Annotated in this window: 27 protein-coding genes; all 27 read right to left on the bottom strand. The window is 66.3% G+C overall.

Going from position 1 to position 25,964, the window contains the following annotated elements; all coding sequences use genetic code 11:
• Nucleotides 1-18 precede the first annotated feature (18 nt).
• Entirely contained in the window at nucleotides 19-3,294 is a 3,276-nt protein-coding gene (locus tag NZK81_RS03135) for a phage tail protein (protein WP_260043716.1), read from the bottom strand.
• Nucleotides 3,294-3,764: a C40 family peptidase gene (locus tag NZK81_RS03130; protein WP_260043714.1), complete on the bottom strand. Its 471-nt coding sequence runs from the start codon at nucleotides 3,762-3,764 to the stop codon at nucleotides 3,294-3,296. Before NZK81_RS03130 ends, NZK81_RS03135 begins: the two co-directional genes overlap by 1 nt.
• Entirely contained in the window at nucleotides 3,761-4,642 is an 882-nt protein-coding gene (locus tag NZK81_RS03125; protein WP_260043712.1) for a DUF2163 domain-containing protein, read from the bottom strand. The genes NZK81_RS03130 and NZK81_RS03125 overlap by 4 nt, the downstream gene beginning before the upstream one ends.
• Nucleotides 4,624-5,280: a DUF2460 domain-containing protein gene (locus NZK81_RS03120; RefSeq protein ID WP_260043710.1), complete on the bottom strand. Its 657-nt coding sequence runs from the start codon at nucleotides 5,278-5,280 to the stop codon at nucleotides 4,624-4,626. The genes NZK81_RS03125 and NZK81_RS03120 overlap by 19 nt, the downstream gene beginning before the upstream one ends.
• Nucleotides 5,277-8,048: a phage tail length tape measure family protein gene (locus NZK81_RS03115; protein ID WP_260043708.1), complete on the bottom strand. Its 2,772-nt coding sequence runs from the start codon at nucleotides 8,046-8,048 to the stop codon at nucleotides 5,277-5,279. The genes NZK81_RS03120 and NZK81_RS03115 overlap by 4 nt, the downstream gene beginning before the upstream one ends.
• 5 nt (nucleotides 8,049-8,053) lie before the next feature.
• On the bottom strand, nucleotides 8,054-8,260 hold the full coding sequence (locus NZK81_RS03110) for a hypothetical protein (RefSeq protein ID WP_260043706.1): 207 nt from the start codon (nucleotides 8,258-8,260) through the stop codon (nucleotides 8,054-8,056).
• A gap of 110 nt (nucleotides 8,261-8,370) precedes the next feature.
• Nucleotides 8,371-8,994 (bottom strand): hypothetical protein, encoded by a 624-nt coding sequence (locus tag NZK81_RS03105; RefSeq protein WP_260043704.1) that lies wholly within the window; start codon nucleotides 8,992-8,994, stop codon nucleotides 8,371-8,373.
• Nucleotides 8,995-9,001: 7 nt separating this feature from the next.
• Nucleotides 9,002-10,165 carry a phage tail tube protein gene (locus tag NZK81_RS03100; protein WP_260043702.1) on the bottom strand — a complete coding sequence of 388 codons (1,164 nt, stop codon included), beginning with the start codon at nucleotides 10,163-10,165 and terminating at the stop codon, nucleotides 9,002-9,004.
• Between the two features lie 26 nt (nucleotides 10,166-10,191).
• Entirely contained in the window at nucleotides 10,192-10,344 is a 153-nt protein-coding gene (locus NZK81_RS03095; protein ID WP_260043700.1) for a hypothetical protein, read from the bottom strand.
• 23 nt (nucleotides 10,345-10,367) lie between these two features.
• Nucleotides 10,368-10,835 carry a hypothetical protein gene (locus NZK81_RS03090; protein ID WP_260043698.1) on the bottom strand — a complete coding sequence of 156 codons (468 nt, stop codon included), beginning with the start codon at nucleotides 10,833-10,835 and terminating at the stop codon, nucleotides 10,368-10,370.
• Nucleotides 10,835-11,563 (bottom strand): hypothetical protein, encoded by a 729-nt coding sequence (locus NZK81_RS03085; protein ID WP_260043696.1) that lies wholly within the window; start codon nucleotides 11,561-11,563, stop codon nucleotides 10,835-10,837. Before NZK81_RS03085 ends, NZK81_RS03090 begins: the two co-directional genes overlap by 1 nt.
• 4 nt (nucleotides 11,564-11,567) lie before the next feature.
• Nucleotides 11,568-11,954 carry a hypothetical protein gene (locus NZK81_RS03080; protein WP_260043695.1) on the bottom strand — a complete coding sequence of 129 codons (387 nt, stop codon included), beginning with the start codon at nucleotides 11,952-11,954 and terminating at the stop codon, nucleotides 11,568-11,570.
• 55 nt (nucleotides 11,955-12,009) lie between these two features.
• Nucleotides 12,010-12,336 carry a hypothetical protein gene (locus NZK81_RS03075; protein ID WP_260043693.1) on the bottom strand — a complete coding sequence of 109 codons (327 nt, stop codon included), beginning with the start codon at nucleotides 12,334-12,336 and terminating at the stop codon, nucleotides 12,010-12,012.
• Between the two features lie 69 nt (nucleotides 12,337-12,405).
• The gene (locus tag NZK81_RS03070; RefSeq protein WP_260043691.1) at nucleotides 12,406-13,446 is read right to left on the bottom strand and encodes a major capsid protein; all 1,041 of its coding nucleotides are present in this window, start codon (nucleotides 13,444-13,446) and stop codon (nucleotides 12,406-12,408) included.
• Between the two features lie 94 nt (nucleotides 13,447-13,540).
• Nucleotides 13,541-13,903 carry a head decoration protein gene (locus tag NZK81_RS03065; protein ID WP_260043689.1) on the bottom strand — a complete coding sequence of 121 codons (363 nt, stop codon included), beginning with the start codon at nucleotides 13,901-13,903 and terminating at the stop codon, nucleotides 13,541-13,543.
• A gap of 59 nt (nucleotides 13,904-13,962) precedes the next feature.
• Complete coding sequence (locus tag NZK81_RS03060) at nucleotides 13,963-15,363, bottom strand: S49 family peptidase (RefSeq protein ID WP_260043687.1); 1,401 nt, start codon at nucleotides 15,361-15,363, stop codon at nucleotides 13,963-13,965.
• Nucleotides 15,360-17,057 (bottom strand): phage portal protein, encoded by a 1,698-nt coding sequence (locus NZK81_RS03055; protein ID WP_260043685.1) that lies wholly within the window; start codon nucleotides 17,055-17,057, stop codon nucleotides 15,360-15,362. The genes NZK81_RS03060 and NZK81_RS03055 overlap by 4 nt, the downstream gene beginning before the upstream one ends.
• A 4-nt stretch (nucleotides 17,058-17,061) precedes the next feature.
• Complete coding sequence (locus NZK81_RS03050; RefSeq protein WP_260043684.1) at nucleotides 17,062-17,301, bottom strand: hypothetical protein; 240 nt, start codon at nucleotides 17,299-17,301, stop codon at nucleotides 17,062-17,064.
• Between the two features lie 235 nt (nucleotides 17,302-17,536).
• Nucleotides 17,537-19,708 (bottom strand): phage terminase large subunit family protein, encoded by a 2,172-nt coding sequence (locus NZK81_RS03045; RefSeq protein WP_260043683.1) that lies wholly within the window; start codon nucleotides 19,706-19,708, stop codon nucleotides 17,537-17,539.
• Nucleotides 19,701-20,264 carry a hypothetical protein gene (locus tag NZK81_RS03040; RefSeq protein WP_260043682.1) on the bottom strand — a complete coding sequence of 188 codons (564 nt, stop codon included), beginning with the start codon at nucleotides 20,262-20,264 and terminating at the stop codon, nucleotides 19,701-19,703. The genes NZK81_RS03045 and NZK81_RS03040 overlap by 8 nt, the downstream gene beginning before the upstream one ends.
• A 139-nt stretch (nucleotides 20,265-20,403) precedes the next feature.
• Complete coding sequence (locus NZK81_RS03035) at nucleotides 20,404-21,093, bottom strand: hypothetical protein (RefSeq protein WP_260043681.1); 690 nt, start codon at nucleotides 21,091-21,093, stop codon at nucleotides 20,404-20,406.
• A 393-nt stretch (nucleotides 21,094-21,486) separates the two neighbouring features.
• Nucleotides 21,487-23,187, bottom strand: a complete 1,701-nt coding sequence (locus tag NZK81_RS03030) for a DNA primase family protein (RefSeq protein WP_260043680.1) — start codon at nucleotides 23,185-23,187, stop codon at nucleotides 21,487-21,489.
• A gap of 10 nt (nucleotides 23,188-23,197) precedes the next feature.
• Nucleotides 23,198-23,638 carry a GapR family DNA-binding domain-containing protein gene (locus NZK81_RS03025; protein ID WP_260043679.1) on the bottom strand — a complete coding sequence of 147 codons (441 nt, stop codon included), beginning with the start codon at nucleotides 23,636-23,638 and terminating at the stop codon, nucleotides 23,198-23,200.
• Complete coding sequence (locus NZK81_RS03020) at nucleotides 23,631-24,236, bottom strand: hypothetical protein (RefSeq protein ID WP_260043678.1); 606 nt, start codon at nucleotides 24,234-24,236, stop codon at nucleotides 23,631-23,633. The genes NZK81_RS03025 and NZK81_RS03020 overlap by 8 nt, the downstream gene beginning before the upstream one ends.
• Nucleotides 24,233-25,549: a CHC2 zinc finger domain-containing protein gene (locus NZK81_RS03015; protein ID WP_260043676.1), complete on the bottom strand. Its 1,317-nt coding sequence runs from the start codon at nucleotides 25,547-25,549 to the stop codon at nucleotides 24,233-24,235. Before NZK81_RS03015 ends, NZK81_RS03020 begins: the two co-directional genes overlap by 4 nt.
• A complete protein-coding gene (locus NZK81_RS03010) occupies nucleotides 25,512-25,778 on the bottom strand; it encodes a DUF3297 family protein (protein WP_260043673.1) in 267 nt (88 codons plus the stop codon). Before NZK81_RS03010 ends, NZK81_RS03015 begins: the two co-directional genes overlap by 38 nt.
• Complete coding sequence (locus tag NZK81_RS03005) at nucleotides 25,765-25,917, bottom strand: hypothetical protein (protein WP_260043671.1); 153 nt, start codon at nucleotides 25,915-25,917, stop codon at nucleotides 25,765-25,767. The genes NZK81_RS03010 and NZK81_RS03005 overlap by 14 nt, the downstream gene beginning before the upstream one ends.
• Between the last annotated feature and the right edge of the window lie 47 nt (nucleotides 25,918-25,964).

Raw genomic sequence — 25,964 nt, 5'->3', positions numbered from 1 at the left:
TGCAAGTTCTCCTGAAAATCACGCAGCCGCGGCGAATCCGCGACCGACCGCATCGCTGATCTGGTACATGCGCCACGCCACGCTGCTTTGTGCGCCGCCGAAATCGGTAATCTGGTCGGCCTCGGCATAAGTATAGGACGGGCTGGACAGGGCGGTTACGGTCCGCACCACCGTTGCGCCATCGAGGATCTCGATCTCGTATTCCTCGCTGTTCTCCGACAGCGGCCGCGATCGCGCGAGCGGGCGCAGCCCCCCCACGCGCGTGCGCCGCGTCCCTTCCATCGCGATATCGCCGTTTTCCAGCTTCAGCTGGTGCAGGTGAACCGGGGCACGCGGCATCAGGCTTGCGCCATTGAACGGGTCCATCGGGATCTCGAAGGCGGACGACAGGCTGCGTCCGTTCGCGGCCGCCTTGAAGCTCTGGCTGGTGCTCACCAGCGAAAGATCGAGCGGCTTCGCCACGGCAACCGTGCCCAGCAGCAGGAACACGTCGCCGGTGGCATGGATGCCCGTCGCCCATTCGGTGCCCCGCCTGCCGCGCTTGAAGCCGGAAAGCGTATAGCTGCCATCCCCTTCCAGCGTGGCCGTCGTGAAATTGAGCAGTTCCACCGTGCCATCCACGGCGATCAGGGCGGCCAGGTTCTGCGCAGGATTCGCATCGATCGCGGCGCCGGTCGTGCCACTCAGCGTACCGGACTGCAGGCGCACGTTCACCGTATTGCCCCGATCCCATACCCAGGGGCTTGCAACGTCGCCCAGCGCATCGGTCGTCACGCCCCAGGTGGCGGCGGCTGATGCCGCGATAGCGGCAAGCTCATCGGTATATTCGCCGCTCACCGCGCGCCAGATCGTCGCACCGGTAAAGGCGCCTTCAGCATAAGGCGCGGCAGCGGCATAGACGACCGGGCTGGCGGAACTATCCGCATCGCGAATCAGGGGGATGTCCAGCACGAACCCCTTGGCGAAGGCCGGCACCACGATCTCCTGCGGGCGGTGACCGTCCAGCGATGCCCCGCTGGCGCCGTCCAGCAGCGCGATCGACGGGTCGTCGTCGCGCCATTCGGTATCGATGCGCCCGTCCGCCCCCAGTACCATGCTGTGCAGCCGTGCATCGCGCGTCACCGTATCGAACGCGATCGGGTGGCGCGCCGCCGGCTGCAGGGTCAGTCGGGAGGCCGGCAGCGCAAGGGCGGCGGGCCTGCCCTCGAAATAGAGCCGCCGGTGATACCGCGCGACAAGCTGGCGGGCCTCGTCGGGCGTCAGCGCCAGGTTCGACATGTCGATCACCTGCTCCCGCGTACCGTCCGCACGCTCCACCGGGCCTGACAAGGCCGAATTGGGCTGCTGGTCCGCCGTGGCATCGGCAAACTTCAGCACGACCGTGCGCGGAAGATCGGTCCCGCCCGATCCCGCGGTGCGGCTGAACGGTTCCGACGCATCGCCCGGCCGTGCGAAATCGTCGGCAGCGATCGTTTCGCCCGCGCTTCCCCCTCGTTGCACGAACTCCAGCGCGAACCCGTTCGGCCGGCAGTCCACGTCATACAGCGTCAGCAACGGCTCCAGCCAGTCCTTCCCCGTGCCCGTGGTCACTCCGAACCCGGTAATTTCCTGCGTCAGTCCCGTCGCATCGACTTGCGCCGAATCGATGCCCGCCTGCGTGCAGATGTCTTCCACGATAGTGCGCAGGGTCGTTGCCCCCGGCGCCACGCGATCCAGCGAAAGCCACGTGAAGTTGAATCCACCGTCGAGGGCAAGCAGCGCATGCGTCGAGGAATCGTAGGGAATGCCATAACTATGATCGATCACGCCCCAGGGATCGTCGCTGCTGTTCGTTTCATAGATCCTGATTTGCGAGAAATCGGCAAGACTGTACTCGCTGACACTGCTGCCGCCATTCACCCAAACCGTGTTGCCGCCGGCACCGGTTGTATAGGGTACCGGAAGCCCACCGACGCTGGAAAACAACACCGAACCGTTATCCATGTCGATCGCATGCAGCTTCGCATCAGACCAGCCCAGCACGAAATGATCATGGGCCGCATCCTTGTAGTGCCATGCCTGAACGACATGGGGATTTCCGTACTCGCTGGGCAGCATCACCTCGATGAGGTCAGGACCACCGCGCTGCCCATTGTTCACGATGCGATAGAAATAGCACAGCGTTGTCGTGCCCAGCGGCGCGCCGACGATCCATACGTCTCCATAATCATCGCTGAACAGGTCCTGCGGGGAAAACGCGATGCCGCACAGGTCCATCGTGGTCAGTTCCGCTCCGTCGAAGAAGAACGTCAGCAGCACCGTATAGGGAATCGTCATCCAGTGCGTTGCACCGGCTCCGTCGATGCATGACTTTATGGCCGATTGGCCCACGGCAATGTCGGAAGAGGTCAGCAGCTGAACCACGCCCAGCCCATCCGCAGCAATACGATAGACCCAGAAGTTTCCGCCTGCGGCGTAGAGCATGTACCATCCGCCATTCGATGCCGGTGCGAGGCTTCCCGTGGCGGGCAGCTCCGGCATCGGGCCGGAAATCATCCGTATGCGCGTAACGGTGTCCCAGACTTCGTATTGACCGTTTCCCGCAAGCAGCAGCCGTGATCCGTCTTGCGAAAAACTCACCGCGTAATTGACGGAAATCCCTGTCGCCTCGGTCTGCTTGGGATAGGTGGCGCCGGGATCGCGGATGGCCTCCACCGTTACCTGCGGAATGCGGTTGCCGAACTTCTCCAGCGGAACGTCGCGAAAGCTGATATGCGCCGTACCGCGATAGGCCGGCGTGGAACCCTCCCCAAACTGGGCATCGATCGCCGCTTCCATGTCAGGATCGGGTTCCTGGTCCTCGCCGCCCAGGTAGATGCGCATGTGGTCTGGCAGGGAAACGGTGCGAAAGCTCGTCGACCCGTTCTTTCCCGTGACTTCGGAATAGCCGATTTCGAACGGCGTGACGGGCCCGGCGCCGGTCACGTCGTAGACCAGGTGGGTATCGAACCACATCCGGGTAACCGCACTGATCTCATGGCATGCCACGTCGACATCCCAGCTTCCGAAATAGGTCGTGTTGTTGACTTTCCCGCCTTTGGTCTTTGCCTCGCGCTCCACGCCGAACAGTTCTTCGCCGTAGATCGCGGTGCACGTATGGCGCCAGGTTCCCCAGAATCGCCAGCGCGGCGCACCCGGATCGCCGCCGGTGAACTGGGTATCCTGGAGGCGCGGGCCTTTGATCCGCTGACTGGCCTGAAGCCCGTAGTTGGCGGCCGCCAGCGCGACGGTAAGGACGATCTTCTCTATCGGCATCAGTCGCTCCCCCGCGCCCGGGCGCAATCCGTATCGCGGCGCCAGCGAAATATCGCGACCACTCGATGCGAGGGCGCCATGCCCGGACGCACCCGAGCCAATCGGCCGATCATGGCCTCTATCACGCGGTCCGGACGGCGCGATGATGGTGCGGCGATGGCAAGGTGCTGTGCCTTCCCATCAATCCACAGCAACAGCACGTCGCCCGCCTGCCGCTCGGAGACCCTGTCGAACAGCCGCGACAGGCCGGCGAATAACCGCCGCTCGTCCACGATGTTGGAATAGTCGCCCGACAACGCCTCGAGGCTTTCCGCCTCGGGCCGTCCGCACGATTCCGCCACCCCGGCGATCAGCCCCTTGCAGTCGCATCCCACGCCTCTCTTGCGCCCCTGCCAGCGGAACGGGGTGTCGATCCACAGTTCCGCCTCGGCAGCGATGCGGGCGCCGATGTCCTGTTGCCTTTCCATCATGCGGTACCATCCGGATACTGCAGCAACTGCTCGGTCCCGGGCTGGTCGGGAAATCCGCGAAACGGCCTGGTATCGCCATGGAATGCCCGGCATGCCGATCGCGTCTTGGCGCAGCCTATGGCGATCTCCAGCGGGTCGCCAACCTGGGGAAGCGCGGGCAACGGTTCCCACAGGACCACGGCCCCGGCACCCACCCCGCCGCTGGTAAAGTCGAACAGGTTCTTCGCGACCACGCCATCCAGCACGCCGCCGGTGAACTCTATCTTGCCAAGGTTGAAGTGGTCGTCCGCGAATGTTCCGGAATAGCCGATGGAAAAACGCATGGCGTCGGTCACCGCCGTCACCGTGGCGGCTACCGGCACCAGAGCATAGCCGCACCGTGCATCGCCCAGATCGGCATCGCAATAGGGCGTCAGCACCTTGCCCAGATCCTGGTTCAGCAGATCGCCCTGGTTTCGGATCTCTAGCACGAAGCGTAGGTCCTCGCTGCGCGCCTCGCGTACCTTGCCGGACATCAACGGCACGAAACCGGCTATGCCCGGGGAAACGGCTACCAGCCAGGCGTCGGCATCGTTCCACTTGCCGCCGTCCACTTCCGGACCGGTCAGCACGGGGCCGAGCGGGCCCTGCATCTCGAAGAAGCTGGCATCCAGTCCTTCGGACAGCGTCAGGGCGGACAGCACCATGTCGGCATCGCAGGTGTCCGTCCCGGCGCCGAGGCTAAGATCGATGTACACGGGCTCGTCCAGCGTGGTGAAACCTGCGCGTGTTCCGTCCCGCGCCGCCATTATCACGCATTCCGCGGCGAAGGGCGTGCCCGATGAAAGCGCCGTCAGCACGGCGGGGGTGCCGGGCCGGCTCACGAGATCACCTGCCACGGTCCGCGCACTTCCTGCAGCGGGACGGACCCGGCGCTCCGCGAATTGATCGTATCCCAGCTGATCGAAAGCCAGTCGTCATCGAAGCGGATCGGCACGTCGAATGCGAATCCGGCCGTCAGCACCGCGCCGATCGCGGGCGCGGCGGTAAAGGTCACCAATCCGGTCCCGCGCTCCACACTCCACCCGCTGGCCATCGGCGTGCCGTCCGCCGCGATCAGCAGCGTGTCGACGACGGGAAAGGCAACCGGGCGGTCGAACGGGTTGATCGCGTCGGCATAGCGCTTCACCAGCTGGAACTGCGTTTCAACCCCGTCTCCGGTCCCCAGCGACTGGTCGGTCACCATCGGCGCACTTTGGCCATCGGACGCGCTCGTCCAGTCCAGCCAGTCCTTCAGCAGGAAACCGCGATGCCGCCCGTTGCGCGCGAAGTGGAACGATCGCAGCTCGGCGATGTCCTCCGGCTTCCTCACGTTGTGCGCGATGTCGTAGCGGTGCAGCGGATTGGTCCAGCGCCGGGGGCGATACTCGCCGCCTCCGGCAAGGGGAACCAGCCCGGTCAGGAACTCGGGCCCGCCGCTCGAACCCTTGCTCCACTTCTCGGGCAGCCGCACGTCGTCGAGGATGGTCGTCGTCACCAGTCGTCTCCCGGGCTGGCCAGTCCCTTGCGGTTGGACCGCGACAGCGCGCCTTGCGTGCTGCGCGCGATGCCGGCGGCCGTCCGGCGCGGATCGGCGCGCGGCGGGATGGTGATGTGCTGGACGATGGTGGGCGCCCCGCCGCCACTTTCGGAAAGAAAGCGCCGGGCCTTCTGGTTGGATGTCACGCTCAGGTTGCCCGCGCCGTCGAACTGCATCAGCTCGCGCCCGTTGTCGCCCACCCAGAACGGCTTGCCCACCGGCACCCTGTCGGTACCCGATGCGAAGATCGCCGGGTTCGCCGCGATCGTCTGCGCCACCGAGGCATCGAGCCCGGAACCGCCGCCGATCAGCGATCCCGCCGCGCTGATCAATCCGCCGACCCCGCCGGCGCCGCCCCCTGCCGTCGCGGCCAGCATCGCGATCAACTGCCCCAGCGCGCCGCCGAACTGGCCGGTCAGCGGGATCAGCTCGCCCAGCGCCTGCCCCGCCGCATCGCTTTTGGCCGCAAGGGCATCCATGGGAGACGACAGCGCCAGCGGTGCACCGCCAAATGCCGCCGATGCGCCGTTCGCGGCACTGGCCAGGTTGGTGACCGATGCCGCCGCATTTCCGGCAGAGGCGTCGAGCAGCTGTACGTTCGCCCCGGCTACCTGCGATCCCCTGGGCAGGTTCACCAGCTCGGCGGCGGCGTTCCTGTCGCGGTTGAGGTTCAGTTTGGTATCGATGAAGTTGGCGATCGGGTTCTCGACGGTCTGCTGCAGCAGCCGTTCCAGCGGCAGCCGGATCAGCTGCTGCAGCACGTCGCGCGCACTGCCCCCGTACAGCACGACATCGCTCAACGATCGGCCGACATCCTGCCCGAAGCCGATCCAGGCCTGCCGCGAGTGGTCCATTTCGAGCCGGGCATCGGCCATGTCGTAGGCCAGCTGCTTCATGCGCTGGTCGAACTGATCAACGGTAATCCTGTGCCGACGAAGCGCGACGATCGCCTCGTCCACCGCATCGTTGATATGGTCGATCGGCGTCTTCAGCTCATCCAGGATCCGCGCCGCCAGGCGCTGCCCTTCGTTGAACTCGGCCAGCGCCTCGTTGGCATCTTCATAGCGCTCGGCCAGATCGCGCACCGCGTCGGCCTTCTCGGCAACCGCCGCGCGGGCATCCCGCGTGGCCTGCGCCTCGTCGAACTGCTTGCCCGCCGCCGCTGCTTCCTTGCGCCGCGCCTCGACCTGCTTCTCGATTTCCTCGGTGGAAATGCGCCGGACCGCGGCCTCCACGCGCTGCGCACGCTCGACAGCCTTCAGCGCGGCCCCTTCCAGGCCGATCTTGGCCTCGGCCTCGCGCGCCCGCTGGTCATAGCTGGCAATGACCTTGTCGTTCGCTTCGGATACCCTGTCCGCCGATGCGCGGGCCTGCTCCGCCTCGCGCTTGCGCGCCTCTGCCTCGCGCTCGGCGGAAGACTTGCCGGACCGACCCCGATTCGGCGTGTCTCCGCCATAGCGCTGTTCGAGCGCGCGCGCGGCTGCGGCCTGTTCGCGGGCCGCAGCGGCCTGGTTGGCGGAACTCAGCCTGTTCAACGCCCTTCCGGCGCTTCCCTGTTCCTTCTTGTCCGGAGTGCGCCACAGCAGACTTCCCAGCTGGCCGACGCCCTGTATCGGATTGGAAACCAGCGTCGGCAGGATGCGGGCCCATGTTGCACCCGTGTCTTCCATGTTGCCGCGCAGCGCGTCGAGACGATCGGAAAGGAAATCCAGGCCGCGCGCCGCCGGTTCGGCAAAGAATCCACCAATGGAACGCTTGAACCGGTCCCAGGCATCGCTGGCCCGGTTGGTCGCCTTGCTCAGTCCGTTGGGCCCGTCGCCCGCCGCTTCGGCCAGTCCCTGCACCAGAGCGCGCTGCGCGTCGGCCGTCTTGCCAGCTTCCGCCAGATCCAGCACGAGCTTTTGCAACGCGGGAGACAGCTTGCCCTTGGTGGTCTTGTAGAAGTCCTCCAGGTCACCATCCACCAGCGCGCGGATCGCCGGCGCGGTGATGTCGCTCACCACGCTGGCGACATCGGTCTGCAACGCATCGGCAAGGCGTGAACTGGCGTCCAGCGCTGCTTCCAGACCTTCCGTGGTCATGCCCGGAATCGTCGAAAGCTCCTGCGCGGCGGACAGCGCGCTGTCCCGGGTCTGCAGCGTCGCGTCGACGACCCGGTCCGCCATCGCCTCGATCTGGCCTGCCGTCGCTTCGGACTGGTTGCCGACAAGGCGCAGGCGGGCCTCGAACGCGGCCAGCTCCTGCTCGTGCTCCTGCCATGCCTGCAGTCCGTCGAGCGTGAGCTTGCCCAGCGCGACCAGTACTGCTCCGGCGGCGGTCGCCCCGGCCGTGACCGCTCCCAGCGACAGGGCATACGATTCGGCCCCGCCGGCGGCCGCCTCCCAGATGGCGGTGGATTCGGGCAGGCCCTGCTGGATCAGCTTCTTCTCGGCCTCAATCGCGTCGAGCACGAACTTGTTCTTTGCCGCCTGGTATCCGCCTGGCTCCAGGCGGCGCGCCACCTGAACGTCCGGATGCGCATCGAACGCCTGCTTGGCGGCGGCCGTGACGCGCTTCAGCCGCGCGGTATATTCGCTGATCTCCCGGTTCGCGCCGTTCGCGGCCTTGCCGACTTTCTCGAATCCCTGCTCGCCGGCCGTGCCGACTTTCCGCAGGTCGCGCTCGGCCTCGCCGATGCCGAGCACGCGCAGCGCCATGTTGATCGCGCGTTCCGTCGATCGAGCCATCTGCGTCACTCCTTGTCCTTGCGGTTCCGCGCCGCTCGCATGCGGGACCAGGCTGAAAGCACCACTTCGATGCAGGCGACCGTCATGGCGGCCTGCTCGCCCACGCCGCCGCTTTCCGGCAGCACGCCTTCACGCCACTGGCTGGCAAGGCGCACCGAGTCCCAGGATTCGGGGGTGACGATGTAGTCGGGGTGGACATGCAGCCAGCGCACGCCGGCGGGCTGTTGTCCGATGAAGGTATCGCCGCGCAGGGGATGCGCGGGCGTGTAATCCTCGCCGCCCTCGAATGCCTCCGGATCGAAGGCATAGGCGGCGGCGATGATCAGTTTTTTTCCGTGGCCTTGTCCGGCGCCAGCAGCGCCATCGCGAACTTTGCCAGCAAGCCGCGATGCCCCTCGGGAATCGAGGCATAGGTCGCCTGCGTCAGCATCCCGTCCGGATCGCGCGCCAGCAGCTCATCGTCCTTTCGGAGCAACAGCATGCGCACGACTTCGATCTGCGACACTTCGTCCCAGTATTGCCGGTCTGCCACCAGTTCGCGGTAGGGCGGGTGATGCCGTTCCAGGTTCGCCTCGATCGCGATCACGTCCGCCATCAGCGCCCGCTGCCGGTCCAGCTGCTCGGCCCTGCGCCGTTCCAGCTCGGCCGATCGGCTTACCGGATCGGGATCGTCGACGTCGTCCTCGTCGATCGGCACGATGATCTCGTACCACTCTTCGAGCAGCGCCGATTGTCGCTCGCCTTCGGCGGTATCCCCTACCGCTTCCGCGATCGCGGCAATGCCCGCCAGAGAGGCGACGCGCATTTCCGTCAGCGTCGGCCGGCGCACGCCCTGCCGCGTCAGCACCCGCCGCATGCGCGCGGGGTCGAACACGGTGGGCGTCCGCAGCCACCAGGTCACGCCGCCGATCGGGCAGGGGTGCAGGTCTTCCCGGCTTGTCGTCATGCCCGCCTCAGTAGAACAGCAGGAACACGCCGGAATCGATGCCGGTGGCCTCGAACGGCAGGCCGTCGGCGCTGATGCCGTCGAGGTCGTCGTCTTCCTTTCCGGTATAGGCGATGGCCGGCAGATACATCGAGACGCGGTTGCCCGCCGTCTCGCCCCAGTTCAGCCACAGCTTTTGCGTCGTTCCCGCGATCAGGTCGGCGAAGGCATCGCGCGATGCCAGCGTCACCAGCTTGGGGTTGATCCGCCCGCTCAGGCGGCGGTCGACCACGCGCGCGGCTTCATAGCCGAACGTCTCGCCCGGGCAGTCGCCCTGGACGATCTGGTTGCCCCAGTCGAGCGTGAAGTTGCGGAAGCATACCGGGTTGCCGCCCAGCACGGCATCGGCATCGCGCAGCGGGCGCGGGCGCGTGGCGTCGAACACGGCGCCGGTCGGATTGGCGACGGAGGTTCCTGCCTGCAGCTTGCCGCGCAGCGTGGCGGTGAACTTGCCGGTCTGGCGCGTCTGCACCGCGAAGGACAGGTCCACCGCGGCGCCGACCAGCGCTTCGAGGATCGCGTTCCCGCTGCCCGAATTCTTCTTGTAGAGATAGTGCGTCAACGTCTCCAGCGCGGCGGATGCCGGCACATAGAGCACCCCGGCGTAAACCGTGTACGTCGTCGTCGCATCCGGCACCGTGTCCCAGGCGGGATAGACAGCCGCCACCTTGGTGCCCGTGTCATAGGCAGTGATTACGCGTGTCTGGCCCGATCCGGTGCCGCCCGTCGTCGCGATCACGAAGCCGGTCAGGTCGCTCGAAGCCGCGCCTGCCGCCAGCGTGATGGTCGATGCCGCGCCCGCCTGTGCCGTGTCGCTCTCGTCGGCGGCCAGCGTCGTCTCCGCCATCGCGGCTGCGCGCAGGTAGGGCGCGCTTTCCGGGGCCGTGCCGGGCGTGCCGCTGCCCTTGGCAAAGAACCGCGCGGTGTGCTGCAGGTAGCCGCCGCCGACGATCGACTGCGAATGGTCGAGCGAACCGGTTACTTCGTCGGTCTGCTCCAGTTCCATGTTCGGCGTGCCGCGCGGCTCTTCCACCAGCACCGCGTCGGTCGCTGGCACGGGCGTGGCATCGGTGCCGGAAGTCGTCTCGATCTTGGCCAGCGCGAGCCGGTTGCGGGTCAGGAAATCGCTCATTGCTCAGGTCCTTTCAGGAAAGGCGGTCATTCGGCCGGCGGGGTCGAGGGGGCAGGCGGCGCCGGCTTGACCGATGCCGCCTGGCGCGTCCCCTTGTGCTTCGGCGCCTGCTCGATCTTGTGGGCACCGCCGGCGCGCGGCGACGTTTCCGCCCGGTGGGCGGGGATCTTCTTCGTCATGATCGTCTCCGGATTGCGGCCCCTCACGGGCTCACGGTTGATGCGTCGCCCTCGCGGGCAAGGTATTCGACGGCGAAGTCGCAGGCCTGGCCGCCCAGGATCAGCGCGCCGGATCTGGCGCGCCCGATCATCGGATCGCTCAGCGCCCCTTGCGTGATGGCGATGGCCAGCCCCGAAAGCTGGATGTCGGCCGGATTCATCAGCGCATCGCTCACCGCAACGAATGCCGCGTCGAGCAGGTCTTCCGCCGGCGTGGCCGATGTCTCGCGGACCATCCAGCCCACGGTGAATTCCAGCTGCCGCCGGTCGACATGGCCGGTCAGCCCATCGGGCTCCAGGTCGCCGCCGTGCCAGAACAGCAGCGCGTTCATCTGGTCCTCGCCCACTTCCTCGCGCGGGTTGACCAGCACCGACTGGAACGAAAGGTCGGCCTTGACGGTCTCCAGCTTCGCCTTGACCGCCGCGAAGATCTGCGCGCGTACCGATGCCATCACCGCCCCTCCAGCGCATCGCGATGCGCCTTGAGCGATCGCGCGAAGAATCCTTCAAACATGTCCGGCCGCCGCGCGGCGATGGCATCGATGCCCGAAAGGCTCGCCGGCACGGTGACTTTGCGCATCAGCGTCGCCAGCAGCTGCGTCTTGCCGCGGTCGGCCGATCGGCTCGACTTGCGGTACCGGCGCAGCTGGAACAGCTTCTTTCCATCCTTCGACGGCAGGAAGAAGATGTCCGATCCGGACATCGGGAAATGTCCCGTCTGCGCCACGCCCAGCCCGCCGGCCTTCGGGTTCTCGATCTTCAGCCAGTTCTCGCCGGGACCGGGGCGGATCGTGTCGCCGCGGATGTGCAGCAGCAGGTAGTCGACGAAGCCGCCCTTGTCCCGTTTGCCGAACTTGGAATAGACCAGCCCCGCATACTGCCCCTTGGTGTCGACTTCGTCGTAGAACACGCTCTGGGCGGATGCATTGGCGACGCGGCGACGGCCGTTGCTGGTAAAGTCCGAACCGCCGAAATGCGCATCGATGTAGTCACGGATCTGTTCCTTGACCTGCTCGGTCGTCTTCGTGACCGCGTCGATGCTGGCGCCGCGGATCGCGACGCCTTCGTCGCGCATGGCTTCGTAGGGGCCGGGCTTCTCGCGCTCGAAGGCGATGCGAAAGCCCTGTCCCGTGAAAGCGCCCGATCCCTTGAAGCCGCGACCGCCTGCCAGCGTCACCATCGCCTCAGCTCCCGATCACGAGTTCGGCCGACCACAGCGCGCCCGCATGGTCCAGCTTGGGCAGGCCGGCAACCCTGAACACCTCGCCGGTGGCCACGCCGTCCGCATCGAGCATGGCGAACACGCCGTCGCGGACCACGTCCGCCAGCCCGCCGTTGCCGTTGGCGGTCTTGCGCACCCACAGGTGCCGCTCGCTGCCGGTCGCCACGGGCTCGCCCCTGTCGAACTGCCGCCCCCTTCCTCGGTCGAACATCTCCCGCCCCTGTCCGCGATCGACGATCGGTGTACAGGTGACGGCCGAGCCCCCGCCGGGCGCCGTGTACAAGGCGCTCTCGGCGAACTCCTCGACATCGAACATCCCGGCAAGGTCTTCGGCGGATTCAACAGCCATGATCAGAGACTCCGATCACTCTGAGCATGACGAAGGGCAGACATCGCTCAGGGCCTCAGGCCGGAGCCTTCGTCGCCTCGGCCAGCTTGGCCGCGGTTTCTTCCTGCAGCTTCGTCGCCGCTTCGAGCTGCTCTTCCAGCTCCTTGACGCGGGCCTGCAGCTCGGACGTGTCGGCCTTGCCGCCCTCGGCGGCGCGGACTTCCGTCTCCACCACATGGCCGCGATCGATAAGGTCCTTCACGGCATCGGCGTTGAGCCCCAGCTTCTTCTTCGCTTCGGCCGTCAGCTCTTTGCCCTGCATCAGGCGGAACGGCGTGGTCTCGCCCTTGGCCTTCGGGCCGACAAGCGTCGCGGCCGCAACCAGGATATTGGTCTTTGCCATTGTCTGTACTCGCAATGGGATCGTGACGGCATGCGGCCGCCACGATCACAGGGGTTGATTGGAAAAGGCTCAGCGCACCGTCGCGCAGAACGAGGCGTTCACGCGCTTGGGCGCGAGGATAGGAGAAGTGATCGTCTCGACCCACTGCGCGCCGGTGTTCTGATCGATCCACTCGTGGGGGAAGAACTCGCCCTTCTCGTAGTGGTTTTCCGCGTGCTGGACGACGCCGCAGAGCTTGGACCCGGCATAGCCGGAGCGACTGCCCATCATCACCGTGTAGTCGGGCACCAGCTGCTGCTTGGTGAAGCTGTCGTCGTGGTACACGTCATTGTAGACGTAAAACTCGACCGCGCCGATCCGGCCCTTGAACTGCGGTGCCCCGGGAACGCCCGGCGTGAATCCCAGGTCGATCGCGGCGGTCTGCCCCAGCGTGGTGTCGAGAGCCTTCTGCGTCTTCGGATCATCCGCGAAGAAGCCCCATGCCAGCTTGTCCATCACCACGATGTCGACGGCGGCACCGCACTCGGAAGCCGTATCGTTCATCCACCCGTCTACGTCGTCGAACGGCGAAACCCCGGTCTCGCCCCAACGGGCCGTGGTGAGCAACGTAACGGTGAGCGCCGCCGCGCGCGCGAAGTTCACCACGGTCGAGGGATAATCGTCGCCGGCGATGGTGACCGATCCCGTTCGCAGGATGGAGCTGGCCATCCATTCATGCCGGCGTGCGATGCGCTCCTGATGCTTCATCAGGTACATTTCGCGGATCGCCGCCTCGCGGTCCGCTGCCGACATCTCGCCGCCGATCCGCTCACCGGCCATGCGCGAAAGCACTTCCTTGCCGGTGATCTGGTCCTTCGGCTTGATAGAGGCCGGGATGATGGTTTCTTTCTGGAAACCGCGCGGCTGTAGGATCTTGCCCGGCGCCAGCGGCGCCACGAACGGTGCCATGCGCATGTCGTCGAGCACGCGGTCGAAATAAACGTCGGCCGTGTCGAATTCGAAGACCTCGGGAAAAAAGGTCAGCGTGAGGAAATTGCCGCGCACGAAGAGCGACGGGATGAGCGGCATCAGTTCGTCCTGGGCGAACGTGCCGTAGTTCAGGTCGGTCATGAATCGGTACTCCCGAATGAAAGACCCGCCGCGCCGTTTCCGGCGGGCGGGTCAGGAGGAGGGGCGTCCGCTCGCCCCGGGAGGAAGCGGAGGATCAGTCGTCGATCGTGATGCCCTTGCCGCGCAGGCCCTCGCGAATGCTCGCGATGGTGTGGCCGGTGCCGACGGTCAGGGCATCGGCGTTGACCTGGCCGGTTTCGAGCGCAAGTGCCTCGATGTCGCCGCCGCTGGCATCGGCGTCCTGCAGCAGGATCAGGTCCGGGGTCTCCGAACCGTCGGCGGCGGCCGAAAGCGAGAGGTTGTACTTGCTGCTCGCGGTGATCTTGCCGAGCACCGCGCCGGCCTCGAGGTTCTGGCCCGAGATGATGGTCACCACGCGCGTGGTGTAGCTGCCGCCCGCAAGGATCTGCGAGGGCGCGAACGGCGTTTCCGCCGAGTAGGATGCACTGTCGTACATGGATTGTCTCCGAAAGGCCGGTCAGCCCACGACCGGGCTTCTATGGGCGGTTGGTGGGATCAGGCCTTGGCCGAGGCTGCCTTCTTCTCGGCATAGGCCTGCCCGCGATTCGTCTTGCCGGACGCCCCCGGAATGCCGGCACTGGCCGATCCTTCGGGCAGCTCGGTCACCGCCTCGGTCTTCGCGGCCGACAGCGCGGCGCCCAGCTTGGCCTTGCTCGCCTTGGCAAGATCGATGGCAAAGTCTCCGGCGCTGGCGCCCGAAGCGATCGCGGCGGCCAGGGCCGGGCTGACGGTCGAGGCCGCGTCGAGCTCGACCAGCGCCGAAACGCGCTCGCGCTCGGCAGTCGTTCCGGCCTGCAGGCCTTCGGCACGCCCGGCCGCATGGCCTTCGGTGCGGGCCGCCTCGAGGGTGGCCTGGGTGTTTTCCGGCTGCTGCTCCGCCGCCGGCGCGGTCGTTCCATTGCTCATGGCACTTCCTTTCGATGAGCGCGCTCCGGTCGGAGCCATTGCGCCCCCGCCTGTTCTTGCGGTGGGGGCATTCACGGCGGCCTCGAACTCGTCCATCGAGTCCTGCCAGCCCATGACCTTGTCGACGAGGCCGGCCGCGACGGCTTCCTCGCCCGTATAGATTTGCGCCTGCTGCGCCCGGACCGTTTCGACCGTCAGGCCGCGTGCAGCCGCCACGTGCGCGAAGAGCCGCTCCGCCGAGCTTTCGATTCGGGCCCGGATCATGTTGGCCACGTCTTCGGGCAGCGGTTCGAACGGGTTGCCGTCGGCCTTGTGGGCACCGGAGGCGAACAGGGTGACCTTGATCCCATCCTGCTGCAGCGCCGCCGAGAAATCCGCGTGCATCGAAATGCACCCGTTCGATCCGGCGAGACCGAGCTCGTGCAGTGTAACTTCATCGGCACAGGCCGCGATCTGGTAGGCCGCCGATGCCCCGACGCCGCGGATCATGGCTCGCATCGGCTTGGTGCCGCGCCGCGCCATCAGGATGCTGCAGGCCTCGAACAGCCCGGCAACTTCACCACCAGGGCTGTCGATGTCGAGCAGGATGCCACGCACATTGGGATCGGCATCGGCGCTCTGCACCGAAGCAACAATCCCGTCGTAGCCGGTAAAGCCGGACATGGGCCCAATCCCGTTCTCGGCAACGGTCTCGCCACGAACGCCGACATGCGCCACGCCGTTGTGAACGAACATCAGGCGATCGGCGGGAACCATCCGGGCCTGGCGGTCTACGCCACCGCGTGCCTCGATCTCCACTCGCTTGTCTGCGGCCAGCTGCTCCAGTTCACCCAGATTGAGCGACCGGCCGTCGGTCGCGACGAACAGGTTCTGCACGTCGAACCGCTGCCCGATCGCCCCCAGCACGATCGCCGCCGTCTCGGGCAGCACAGCCAGAGGCTGGTTGAACAGGCGCGCGATGATGCCGGCGCGCGAATAGGCCCGGTTCATTGGCTCGATCCTCCATTGCTAGTTCCATCGGCCGACGCCTGCGTCCCGCCGGTATCGCTGCCACCGCCCTGTGCATTCGGGATCGGCAGTCCTTCGTCCACGAACTGGCGATGCTCGGCCCCGCGCCGCTGCACGTTGGCATCGTAGTCGCCGCCATTGATGGCCGCCGCGATCTGCTGGCCGGTCTGCCAGGCATGCGCCTCGTGGACTTCCAGCGCCTTCGCTTCCCGCAGCGGGTCGAGGCTGATCTTGCCGTCGCCGGCCCAGCGCACCGAGCACCAGGCAGCGCGAACGCGCAGGTCGTCGAGGAAGCCCGGCAGGTCGTAGACCCCGCGCGCGACCTGTTCGTACATCCAGCAGTCGTAGCCCGGCTTGCACCAGCTCGCCGTGAACCTGCCGACGCGGCGCAGGACTTCCTTGTAGAACAGCTCCATCTCGCCCTTGCTGGCGGTGTAGCTGCTGTTGAACCGCGCCATCAGCACGCCGAACGGCGTCCCGATCGCGGCGCCGATCTGGGTAAGCACGGCCTCGAAGAACTTCTCGTAGACCGGGTTGTCCTTGCCCGGCGATTTCAGGTCCACCTTGGCATCGGAGTCGATCTCGACGACCATGCCCGGTTCCATCTTGATGTCGCTCGACGTGCCGCCGGACAGTGTCTCCGGAACGCCCTCCGCCTGGACGAGCTCGCCATCGCCATATTCCGGTTCGGGCATCGCCGTTGCCCCGGGAGACGAATAGACCACCGCCAGCATGGATTGCAGCACCAGCGAAAGCGCCGCGGCGTCGGTGGCATCGGCGAAGACTTTCACCAGCTCGAGCACGGGCGCCAGCAGCGGCACCCCGCGCGCCTGCTCCGGACGGCGCTTGTCGAACACTAGCACGGCGGTCGGCAGTTGCGTTTCCTTGCCCCACGCCTCGTAGCGCGTGGTGTCGTTCGCACGGCGCCCGCTGTTGCCGGGACCGCGCGGCTTGGTCAGGACATGATAGGCCTGCGCCGCGCCGTAGCTGTCCTGCTCGACCCCGCCGACAACGACCGGACCATTCTCGCCGCCCCAGCGTTTGCCATCGACATGCCCGAAGGGGCTTACCACCCGCTCCGCCTCGACCAGCTTCCACGCCGTCATGGTGACGCGACCGATCTGGTCGGATGGCCAGCAGCGAAGGCCCAGCAGGTCGCCCGATTCCAGCTGGCCGCGCAGCACCACTTCTTGCAGCCCGTATCCCGTCGCGGTCCTTTCCGCATCGGGATCAGTGGACGACATGTACTCGTCGTAGTCCCGCTTGATCCGGGCCGTCCAGGCAGCGACTTCCTTGGGAGTCAGTCCCAGCGTCTCGCCGTCCAGATCCGGGATCGCCATCAGCCCGGTGCCGATCGCGAACGTCACGTTGCGCTCGATCGCCGCGGTGGCCGGCGGCAGGTTCATCGCCGCATCGCGCGAACGGCCGATCAGCGTCTGCTGCCTGCCGATCCCGTCGCTGTTCGCGGACTTCGGTCGCGCGAACCATCCCTTCGTCTGGCGGCGATCGCTTCGGCCGGCCCGATACCCGCTCGTCCGCTCGATCCGCCCTTCCGGGTCGGTCACGCTGGCGGCAATGGCCGTGTAGGATGCACGGGCGGCAAGCCTCCGCGCCGCCCGTCCGGGTGCCACCGCCGCCAGGGCGCGGTCCAAAAGGGTCGGGCGTACCGGTTCCATCGTCTCAGCGGCTCATGTTCACGAAACGGCGGGCACGGCCGCGCACTACAGGTTCGCCCACGGCGGCCTGATAGTCGGCGCGGGCCAGCGCCAGTCCGTTCTGGATGTCCTTTAGATTGGCCCGGGTCAGCTTGCGCCCGTCGGGCATCTCGTAGGACTGGTTTCGCAGCACCGCCATCTCGGCGGCCTGGTACGCTTCGAGACGCGCGAGCGCCGCCGCGATCTCCGCTTGGGAGGCTGCCATGGGTTCGGTCCTGTTCGATGAGTTGAGGCGTCGCGAACCGAACCCGAACCGGGCACAAAAAAACCCGCTTCCTTCCGGAGCGGGGTTTCCTCAGGGCGCGCAACGCCGATGCTTGTGAAGCTGTCAATTAATTCGATCCCGGTCAATCCACCCCGAGAAATTAATTATTATCTATTGAATTCCGTATCTTGTCCACGCCCATCATCGCCCGCGCATTCGTCGTCCACAGCGCGCCTTACCCCCGACTCGACCTCACTTTTCTCCGGGGACGGGTCTGAACGGGCCTTTTGGCAACCGATTTCACGATCTTCGTCATCGGTTGCTCGGGCGGTTCGGTGGGCCGATTCGGGGGGCGATTCGCGCTATCCTGTCCAGTGGTCGCCGCACCCGGTTCGGGCACGGGCTGCTGCAGCTTGGCCGGTGCGCCGCGCGGTGGCCGCGCCCATTCCGGAACCCAGCCCAGGCTTGCGTCGCTGGCGCCGAACCGCAGCACCGCGGTATAGGCCATGACGTAGGTATCCATGGTCTCGTTCGCCGTGTGCGGCTCGCGCGTCCACTGGTCGCCGATCTTGGTTTCCGCCCGCATTTCGGCAAGGTACCGCGGGTCCAGGTCCGCCGGGAAAGCGATATGCCCGGGTCCGTCGTCCCTGCGGTTCAACCGCACGTCCAGGATGTCCTTCACCCGGTTCACGTTGGGAATGTAGAGCTCGGCCTGCGGCGCGCCCTTGATCTGGCGTTTCGCGTCGGGCGTCGGCTGCGGCAGCAGCTTGCCCTTCGGGTTATTGCCGCCCTTGAACAGCGTGATGGCCGTCGCCGGGATCGGTGCGCGGCCGGATGCCGGATCGCCGGCCACCATCGCGAACCACCAGGCAAAGGCATTGTCGGTCGCATTGTCCAGGCCGCCGGTGTCCACCACCGTGTTGAACAGCTTCATCCGCAGGTGCGGCGCGCCCGAGATCGGATAGCTCTTCTGCATCACGTAGCGGTGGATCGCCGCCCAGTCCTCCGGCCGCGTGAACGGCTTCAGCGTCCGCGCCTCCCCGGCATCCTCGATCGCATCGATCTTGAACCGGTCTACCAGCCAGGCCCGGAAATTTTGCCCGAATCCCCAGATCCCCACCTCGAACCGGTTCACCTGCTGGTCGATCGCCGCGATCAGCACCTGCACGCCCGGCGGCACTTCACCCACCACCCACGGCGCCGCCTTCGCCCGCTGCAACAGCTCGTCCTCCGTTACCGGGCTCTCGCCGTTGGTCTTGGGCACATGATTGCGACCGACGATGGTCTGGTTCCAGGCCTTCAGCGGCCCTTCGTCCTGCTCGTACTCCAGCTTGATGTCGGCTTCGCGTCCCAGCGCGGCAATCTCGCTCCAGGGCCGGAACCCGAACAGCCCGTCGAGCCGGAACGAGGCCCGCCGGTTCGCGATCAGTTCGCCCGTCTTTCCGGTCTCTTCCGCCTGCCGCGAAACCGCCTTTTCGCCCTTTCCGACCCAGCGATAGGTCTGCAGCAGCGCCCGCTTGTCGCGCGGGCCGTGGAGGGAACCGCACGATGGACACTTCACCTCGGCGCTGGAGGCCGCGTCTTCCTTGGTGCCGGTCTGATCGAACTCGAGCGCATCGACATAGAACGCAAAAGGCTCGTGGCAGTGCAGGCAATCGACCCACAGCCTCTCGTCGGTACCGGCCGCGACCATGCCTTCGATGCCGGCATGACGCCCCAGTTTCGGCGTCGAATTCACATAGAGCATTGTCTGCCCGTAGACCGAGAAGCTGCTCATGCGGCCGCGCATCAGCGAAACCGCGTCGCCCTGATCGCCGATGTCGGTCGGGATATCATCCAGGTCGTCCAGTCGGCCGCGCGGGATCGGACGAGCGCGGAACGTCGGCCCCGAAGGCCACAGGAAGTGCAGGTCGCCGCCGCGGAACCGCTTCAGGTTGATCGTATCGGATGAGCTTCCCGGCAGCATCCGGTCGAGCAGCACGGGACGGCCTTCGTCGTCGCGGGCCAGCTCGATCATCTTGGCGAACTGCGTCTTCACATAGCTGTCGATCGATGTCCGGTCCGGCATCACGAACAGCATGTCGGCGGGATCGTAGATGATCGAATGGAGCTGGTAGTTGTTCCCGATCTCGGACTTGCCCGTCTGCGATGGGCCCATCACGAAGACCTCGTCGTGGGGGGAATCGGTGCCCAGGCAGTCCATGATCCGGTCGAGGTGATCGACGAAGTGCGGCCCTTCGCCCCACGGGCCCGAATAGGCGCCCGGGTTAGCCAGGACGCGATGCCGTCGCGCCGCCGCGGAAACCGAGACCCGCTCGGGAAACCGCATTTCGGACAGGCACTCCGCAACGATCATGCCCGCATCGGCGAAGGCGAGCGGATCGTGCTGGCCGTCCAGTTCAAGCATCGTCCGTCTCCCGTGCGGGCGGCAGCGTGATGGCTGTCACGAACTGGTCGACGGTCCGCTCGAGGAGATCCGTCAGCGGCTTCACTTCCTCCAGCGACAGCCCGGCCATCACCGCGAATTCGGCGGGCACCTGCATCAGCCGCCGCCGGCATTCCACCGACGCGTGGGAAAGCCGCTCCTCGATGTCGACCCGCTCGACCAGCTCGCCCATCAACCGCCGCAACTTGATGCGCTCCAGCACGGCCGCGTATTCCTCGCGCCGTTGCTTGCCCGACAGCGAGAGCCCGTCGGAACCTTCCGCGACATCGCCCAGCAGATCCGCGCGCAGCAGTTGCAGCTGCTCTTGCCTGGCATCCTCGGCGGCGGACTCCTCGGCACGGCGCTTGCGCCACCAGTCGAGCCCGCCTTCCGCATCGATCTTGTAGTCCCGCCCCCGGCTGCCACGCTCCACCAGCCACGAAGGGTTCCCCTCAACCGCCCGGACGTACCCGCGCATCGTCTCGGGCGTCACCCCGCACAGCTCCGAGAATTCATCCATGTTGACGATCAAGCTCACCGCTTCACTCCGCAATTCTGTTACGTCCCACGCAATTCCATTGCGCCCCAAACCCCGGAAATCAGTCAAAAAACCCAATCAAAACCAAGGATTACCGCAAATCCCAAAAAACTCTCACGCGCCGCGCTGCCGGCCCCCATTACCGGCGGGGGCTCTGGGAGGACCCGTTGGGGGGGCCTCCGGCCTCGACCGATTCGTCAAGGGAAATCGGTCGGCCTGCCTCCGATTTCGGATGCCAGGGCGAGGCAGGCGCCGCCGGGCCGGTAACGATGAACCCGAAGGCATAGGTCGAGAGACGATAGGCCAGCTGGCCCAGCGCCTCCCACCACACCGTGTACTGCTCCCGTCCCCAGGCCTCGCGCCGGGCATCCCACGTGTAGATGACCTGACAGTAGCCGCCCTTGCGCCCCGGCCCTTCGTACTCGACCATGGCTTCGGTCCCTTCCTTGATCCAGATCGCGGCGCGCACCTTGCGCTCTGGCGGCTGCCACTGGGCAGGCCGCGTTCCCGCCAGCGCATGGAACCGGACGCGATCCCCGTTCGCGATCTCGCGCAATGCCCCGGCCACGGCATAGGCGGCCGGATGGACGTTGTCGGTGATCTGCACCCCGCCGCGATCGATCCGGCAGCCTAGGTGCTCGATCTGCATCAGCTGGCCTACGCCGTCCGCCGAGAGGGACGACGGCTCCAGTCCCGCTGCCATCGCTTCCACCCGGTGCAGCCCCGCCGCCTCGAACCGGTCGACCATCTGCACGCCATAGGCCCACTGGGCCAGCAGCTCGACGTCGATGGCGCCCGTCCGCTCCCAGGGTCGGGCCCGTGCGCCCATCCCTTCCCGGGCCAGAGGCACATCGCTTCGCCGAACTGAAACCATAACTACCTCCACTGACTAACTCTTGAGAACTTCAATGACGGAGGGTTGGAGGGTTAAGCTACCGGCGGCCCATGGGCGCACCAGCGCACATGGAAGCGGAAACCCCTCTCAACCCTCCGTCACTATCCGTCACCCATGCCAAACCCTTGCAGTCACTCGCCATTCAGCGACGGAGAGTTTCCTTCAAACCCACCGGCAACTGTCCTGCAAAACCCTCCGTCACCGGCCCGAAACCGCCGGTCGACCACCATCTCGGCATACTGCCGCCGCCGCGCGCTCCCGAAATGACGGAGAGTTGACCCCAACCCTCCGTCACTGTCCGTCACCGTGTTCCGCAGCGAGCGCATCTCAGTCACCCCCCAGCGGATCGCCGTCGCCGAACGGCTGCCCCTGCCAGTCGCCCAGACCGTCATCACGACGCTGACCGTCCTGAAAATCGCGGGTCGGCTCCGCCGACGCCGTGTTGGGCCTGCCGGCAGAAGGCCCTTGTTCATTCGCCAGCAGCGGGTCGGCGGCGCGCAGCCTGATCCCGCGCCGGATCTTGAGGCCCCGGCGATCCTTAGTGCCGATGATCTGGCGGTCGTTGAGCTCGCGCCCGAAGCGGGTGGTGTTCCACTTCTTGCGCTGCTCTTCCTCCAGCTCGCTGCGCTCCATCCACGTCTTGAACGCCTCCCACAGCACGGTGGAGCCGGTCGTGGCGTCGCGGTCAGACAGGTCGCATTCCTCGCCCAGCCACTCGCCCAGCGGGTTCCCCTGCGCCCAGAACGACACCAGCGCCTCGGCCTCGCGTTCTGGCATCGGCACGCGCCGGTCGCCCAGCCATTCCAGGCACCCCGCAATCATCCAGTTCAGGATCCCGCTCGCCTCGGTCATCAGCCGCGCATGCAGCTCGGCCGGCGGCTCGAACCCGCCCGGTATCGTCGCCAGGTCGACCAGCCACAGCACCAGGCGGAAGCGCCGGCGAAAGCCCTTGTCGTCGCCCGGCATCTTCGGCGTCGGGTTCACTTCCACGAACAGGTTGCCGCGCGGCTTGAACACCACCGGCTTCTTTTCGCCCGCCTGGAACGCCGTGATCTTGCCGCCGCCAGTCCATTGCTTCAGCAGCTCGCCGTCCCACGTCACCCGGGGCGGCGGTTCCTCGCTCACGATGAAGCGCACGTCGCCCGACAGGTCGACAAGGTCGCGCCGGTGCTCCGCGCCCGATTTCTGGAAACTCGCCTGCAGCCAGGTCTTCACTGCGGCATGGCGGTAATAGTCACCATGGATCTCGGCCAGCACTTCGTGCGTCTTGCTCTTGCCGTCGCCGCCCCGGCCCTTGTGGACATAGAACTCTTCGGAATCGGTCAGCCCGGTCAGCGTCTGGCCATACATGCGCGGAAACATCGCGCGCTGCTCGGGGTCGGGCTGGACCAGCTCGAGCCGCTTCTCCCACATCGGGCATTTCGCGGCAGGATCGAATTCGACGTTGGCCAGCTGCATCAGCATGTCGCCCGGCTCGTGTCCATGCTGGAACTTCAGCCGCCACACGCCGGCATCATCCTTGCGGAACCGGATCGTGCCGTTCAGCACGTTGTACGTCAGCGGATCGCGGTCGAAGTCCTCCAGGTCGGCGCGCATCCCCGGCAGGTCGCGCGCCTGGATCAACATGTTGGTGGTGAAATTGGCGTTGCCGGACCGGATCGCATGCTTGTGCAGCTGCGTCAGCTTCTCGATGGCGAGCTCGGGCGTGAACCATTCGCCGAACCGTTCGGTCAGCGCCTGCCGGTTCGGGTTCTTCGGATCGCCGATCAGCTCGCCCAGCGCAAAGGCTTCCTCGTGCAGGTGCTGCGCCACCTGGTGCGCGATCTGCCGGGCCCGGTGCGCGCCTTCGCGTTCGGACCAGCGCCGGTCGTCATAGGCCGCCCAGAACTTGTCATCGACCCATTTCAGCTTGCCGCCGGCCAGCGCCTCCACCCGGCGCCCGTTGCCGTAATCGTTGCACTCGAACATGGCGAGGCGCAGCGGATCGTCCACTGGAACCGGAATCAGCATCCCCCCGTCAGAACTCACGGAAAATCCCCTATCCTCGCGCCATGCGGCTCATGTGCGCCGCCGCCATCGCGTCGGTCACGGCCCGTTGTTTCCGGGTGGGCGCCTGCGGTGCCAGCTGGTCCTCGGGCGCAAAGATCTTCAGCAGGGCCCGGTCGCGGGCATCGGCCATGATCGAATCGAAGTCCTCGCCGCGCGCGTCGACCACGGCGCGATACATCTCGTAAAGCGCCTCGGCCTCGTCCATCGTCTCGCGGCCGTGCTTGTCGCACTTCTCCATCCAGCGAACGACTTCCTCGATCTTGGTGCTGTCGAATCCCTGGTCGCGCGCTTCCTTCTTGCGCGCGGCGATGTCGGCATTGATGTCGCGCCGCTGGTCCCGCAGGTCACGCACCGCCCGGATGTGGCCGAGCAGCAGATCCTTGGAATGGCCGGATGACGGATCGCGACGGCCGGAGAGGTCGTCATCCATAATGAAGATCCCAAGCAAACCATCGGGACACATATTCCTGCGCTTCAGATGAAAGCGTTGGCGCATTCACTGCGCTGGTTCCGTTCAGTCGGGGCGGATCAACATCCAGTTCAGCGAACAGCCTCCCAATTTGGCTGTACGGATAAATCTCGGTGCCGAGATCCGGCCGAAGGTACATGAACTGGCTCTTGCGGTTTTCCGGCAGAGGATGACGGCAAGCATAGGCCGGAAAGAACCGCCCAAGCCCCGCCGAATCGTATGGCGTTGTGAACGGAAGATCGTTGTGCATCAGCCACCATTCGAAAGGCACCTGCACACTGTCGCGCATTCTCGCAGTGTACGTCTCGTCATGCTCGGCACACCAATCGAGCCCGAACCGATCGAGATACTTGTACAGGCTCCACAGACGTTCGACGGGATTGCGACACACACCCACTTTTCGCCATCGGTCGTAGCCGAAGGGGACGCCGTCCGCCTCCATATGCCGATAAAGCAGGGTCGCTTCCGGATACCTCTGCGCAATAGCTCGCTTGAGCGCCCGTGTGCCTGTTCTTGGCGTTAGAATGACGACCGTACTGATTTCGGGTACAAGGATCACACCGCCTCCCGCACTGCATCGTTGAAATCCATGCCCATGGGCGCGCGCATGGCCTCCACCGGGCATCCGGCCGCGCGCCAGCCCTTCACGATCAGCTCGCCGCAGATCTGCGCGCGCTCGGCGCCGGTGATCGCGCGCCGCACGATCGGGCCGCCCTTGCACTCCACCACCGGCTCGCCCTGGAACGCGCCGGTGCGCGGATCCTTCATGCCCTTCAGCGGTCTCATGTCGGAATCGACCAGCCCGACCACCGGCCCGCGATGCCCCGGCACCCGAAAGCACGGCCGCTCCGGATCGGGCCGGATCGCGAACAGCGGCCACACCCCGCCGCGCCACTTGGCGACATGGCCCTGCAGGTTGTCGAGGCTCAGCGTGGCGATCCCCACGTCGTCCGCCCCGGCCTTGCCCAGCGCCATGCCGGATAGCACCGTCTCGTTGCCTTCACCCAACCACAACTTCGCCCCGGGGTGGTAGTGCCCCAACACCACGCAACCCCGGCCGGTCGGCCCCAGCATCCGCCGCTTGGGTAGATTGGGCTCCTTGTCGTCCGCCTTGGCCCAGGTCTTGCGCCGAACCATCGTGCCGGTGCCATCGGGTTTCAGGTACGTGACGTGTACACCCACCGGCACCCATTCCAGCGCGGGAACTTCTCCAAGGAAATGCGGCTCGCGCACCAGCGCGATAACCGCCGGCGCATGGATCACCTTGCGTGGATCGCTACCCTGTTCCCAGCTGACGCATGGACAATCAGCCATGTACCGGAATTGATCTAGGCGCTCGGCGCCCAGCATCGCCTCGGGCACGCCGCGCCCCATGAAGTACCGCCGCACCGCGCGATCGTCGCGCACCGCGTGCTTCCAGATCCACCGGCCCATGTCGACCGGCTCGATCAGCTGCCGTTCCCGCTGCCGCCGCGGCTGCGGGGCCTTCGCCCGCTGCACCGTGCCGCGCGCACTGCGCTCGTCGCCGCCGGTCTCCACGATCCCGGCTTCACGCTCCAGCTCGGCCAGCGCTTCCATGAACGGCCAGCCCTTCAGGTCCATCAGGAACCGGAACATGTCGCCATGCCAGCCACAGCCGAAACAATGCCCGAATCCATCGCCGGAATCGGCATCCTTCACCGAAAAGCTCAGCGAATTGCTGCCATGAAACCCGCACTGCGCGCGTCGCCTGGCGCTGCTGGGCGAACCGATCAGCTTCCAGTGCTTGCCGATCACGTCCCCGATCGACAGCCGCTGGCGGACTTCTGCCTTGCGCTGTTCGATGGTAGCGGCTTCAGGCACGAGCACCCCGCGTCTGATCGAAACGCTCACGGGCGCGGCGCTCCTGGCGGGATTCATCCCAACGCCAGAAAGGTTCAACCTCTCCGAAATGCATTTTTCCTGATCGGATGACGATCAAACCGCGCTTGATATCGTAGCGGCAGACATCGGATCGGACGCTACCGTCGAAGCGAATTCCTACCCTCACCAAACAAGGATGGTAGTCAGGGTGCGTCGGATCGTTCGACAGCCGCTCCGGTGGTGTTTCAGGATAGCCCATCACCACCCCCCAGCAGGTCCCGCGCCCGCTCCAGCGTCGCGACAGCACGCGGCACGTCCGTCCCGGGGCCGGCGCTCGAAAGCTCCTGCGCCAGCTGCGCAAGGCGGCCCAGGTCGCAGGCCAGCAGATAGACCTGCATCCGGCTTGGCGCCGTCGGGCCCAGGTCCGACCAGGCGTTGTCTGGCG

Origin of the sequence: Novosphingobium mangrovisedimenti, assembly GCF_025153475.1 — a bacterium.
Lineage (GTDB): Bacteria > Pseudomonadota > Alphaproteobacteria > Sphingomonadales > Sphingomonadaceae > Novosphingobium > Novosphingobium mangrovi_A.
The sequence above is the reverse complement of the archived record's forward strand: the minus strand, read 5'-3'. Positions and strand labels throughout refer to the sequence as shown.

Coding starts and splice junctions, on each gene's coding strand:
- NZK81_RS03135 (WP_260043716.1), bottom strand. CDS start 3,294: ATGCCGATAGAGAAGATCGTCCTTACCGTCGCGCTGGCGGCCGCCAAC.
- NZK81_RS03130 (WP_260043714.1), bottom strand. CDS start 3,764: ATGATGGAAAGGCAACAGGACATCGGCGCCCGCATCGCTGCCGAGGCG.
- NZK81_RS03115 (WP_260043708.1), bottom strand. CDS start 8,048: ATGGCTCGATCGACGGAACGCGCGATCAACATGGCGCTGCGCGTGCTC.
- NZK81_RS03105 (WP_260043704.1), bottom strand. CDS start 8,994: ATGACGACAAGCCGGGAAGACCTGCACCCCTGCCCGATCGGCGGCGTG.
- NZK81_RS03100 (WP_260043702.1), bottom strand. CDS start 10,165: ATGAGCGATTTCCTGACCCGCAACCGGCTCGCGCTGGCCAAGATCGAG.
- NZK81_RS03095 (WP_260043700.1), bottom strand. CDS start 10,344: ATGACGAAGAAGATCCCCGCCCACCGGGCGGAAACGTCGCCGCGCGCC.
- NZK81_RS03090 (WP_260043698.1), bottom strand. CDS start 10,835: ATGGCATCGGTACGCGCGCAGATCTTCGCGGCGGTCAAGGCGAAGCTG.
- NZK81_RS03085 (WP_260043696.1), bottom strand. CDS start 11,563: ATGGTGACGCTGGCAGGCGGTCGCGGCTTCAAGGGATCGGGCGCTTTC.
- NZK81_RS03080 (WP_260043695.1), bottom strand. CDS start 11,954: ATGGCTGTTGAATCCGCCGAAGACCTTGCCGGGATGTTCGATGTCGAG.
- NZK81_RS03075 (WP_260043693.1), bottom strand. CDS start 12,336: ATGGCAAAGACCAATATCCTGGTTGCGGCCGCGACGCTTGTCGGCCCG.
- NZK81_RS03070 (WP_260043691.1), bottom strand. CDS start 13,446: ATGACCGACCTGAACTACGGCACGTTCGCCCAGGACGAACTGATGCCG.
- NZK81_RS03065 (WP_260043689.1), bottom strand. CDS start 13,903: ATGTACGACAGTGCATCCTACTCGGCGGAAACGCCGTTCGCGCCCTCG.
- NZK81_RS03060 (WP_260043687.1), bottom strand. CDS start 15,363: ATGAACCGGGCCTATTCGCGCGCCGGCATCATCGCGCGCCTGTTCAAC.
- NZK81_RS03055 (WP_260043685.1), bottom strand. CDS start 17,057: ATGGAACCGGTACGCCCGACCCTTTTGGACCGCGCCCTGGCGGCGGTG.
- NZK81_RS03050 (WP_260043684.1), bottom strand. CDS start 17,301: ATGGCAGCCTCCCAAGCGGAGATCGCGGCGGCGCTCGCGCGTCTCGAA.
- NZK81_RS03045 (WP_260043683.1), bottom strand. CDS start 19,708: ATGCTTGAACTGGACGGCCAGCACGATCCGCTCGCCTTCGCCGATGCG.
- NZK81_RS03035 (WP_260043681.1), bottom strand. CDS start 21,093: ATGGGCGCACGGGCCCGACCCTGGGAGCGGACGGGCGCCATCGACGTC.
- NZK81_RS03025 (WP_260043679.1), bottom strand. CDS start 23,638: ATGGATGACGACCTCTCCGGCCGTCGCGATCCGTCATCCGGCCATTCC.
- NZK81_RS03010 (WP_260043673.1), bottom strand. CDS start 25,778: ATGGGCTATCCTGAAACACCACCGGAGCGGCTGTCGAACGATCCGACG.
- NZK81_RS03005 (WP_260043671.1), bottom strand. CDS start 25,917: ATGCAGGTCTATCTGCTGGCCTGCGACCTGGGCCGCCTTGCGCAGCTG.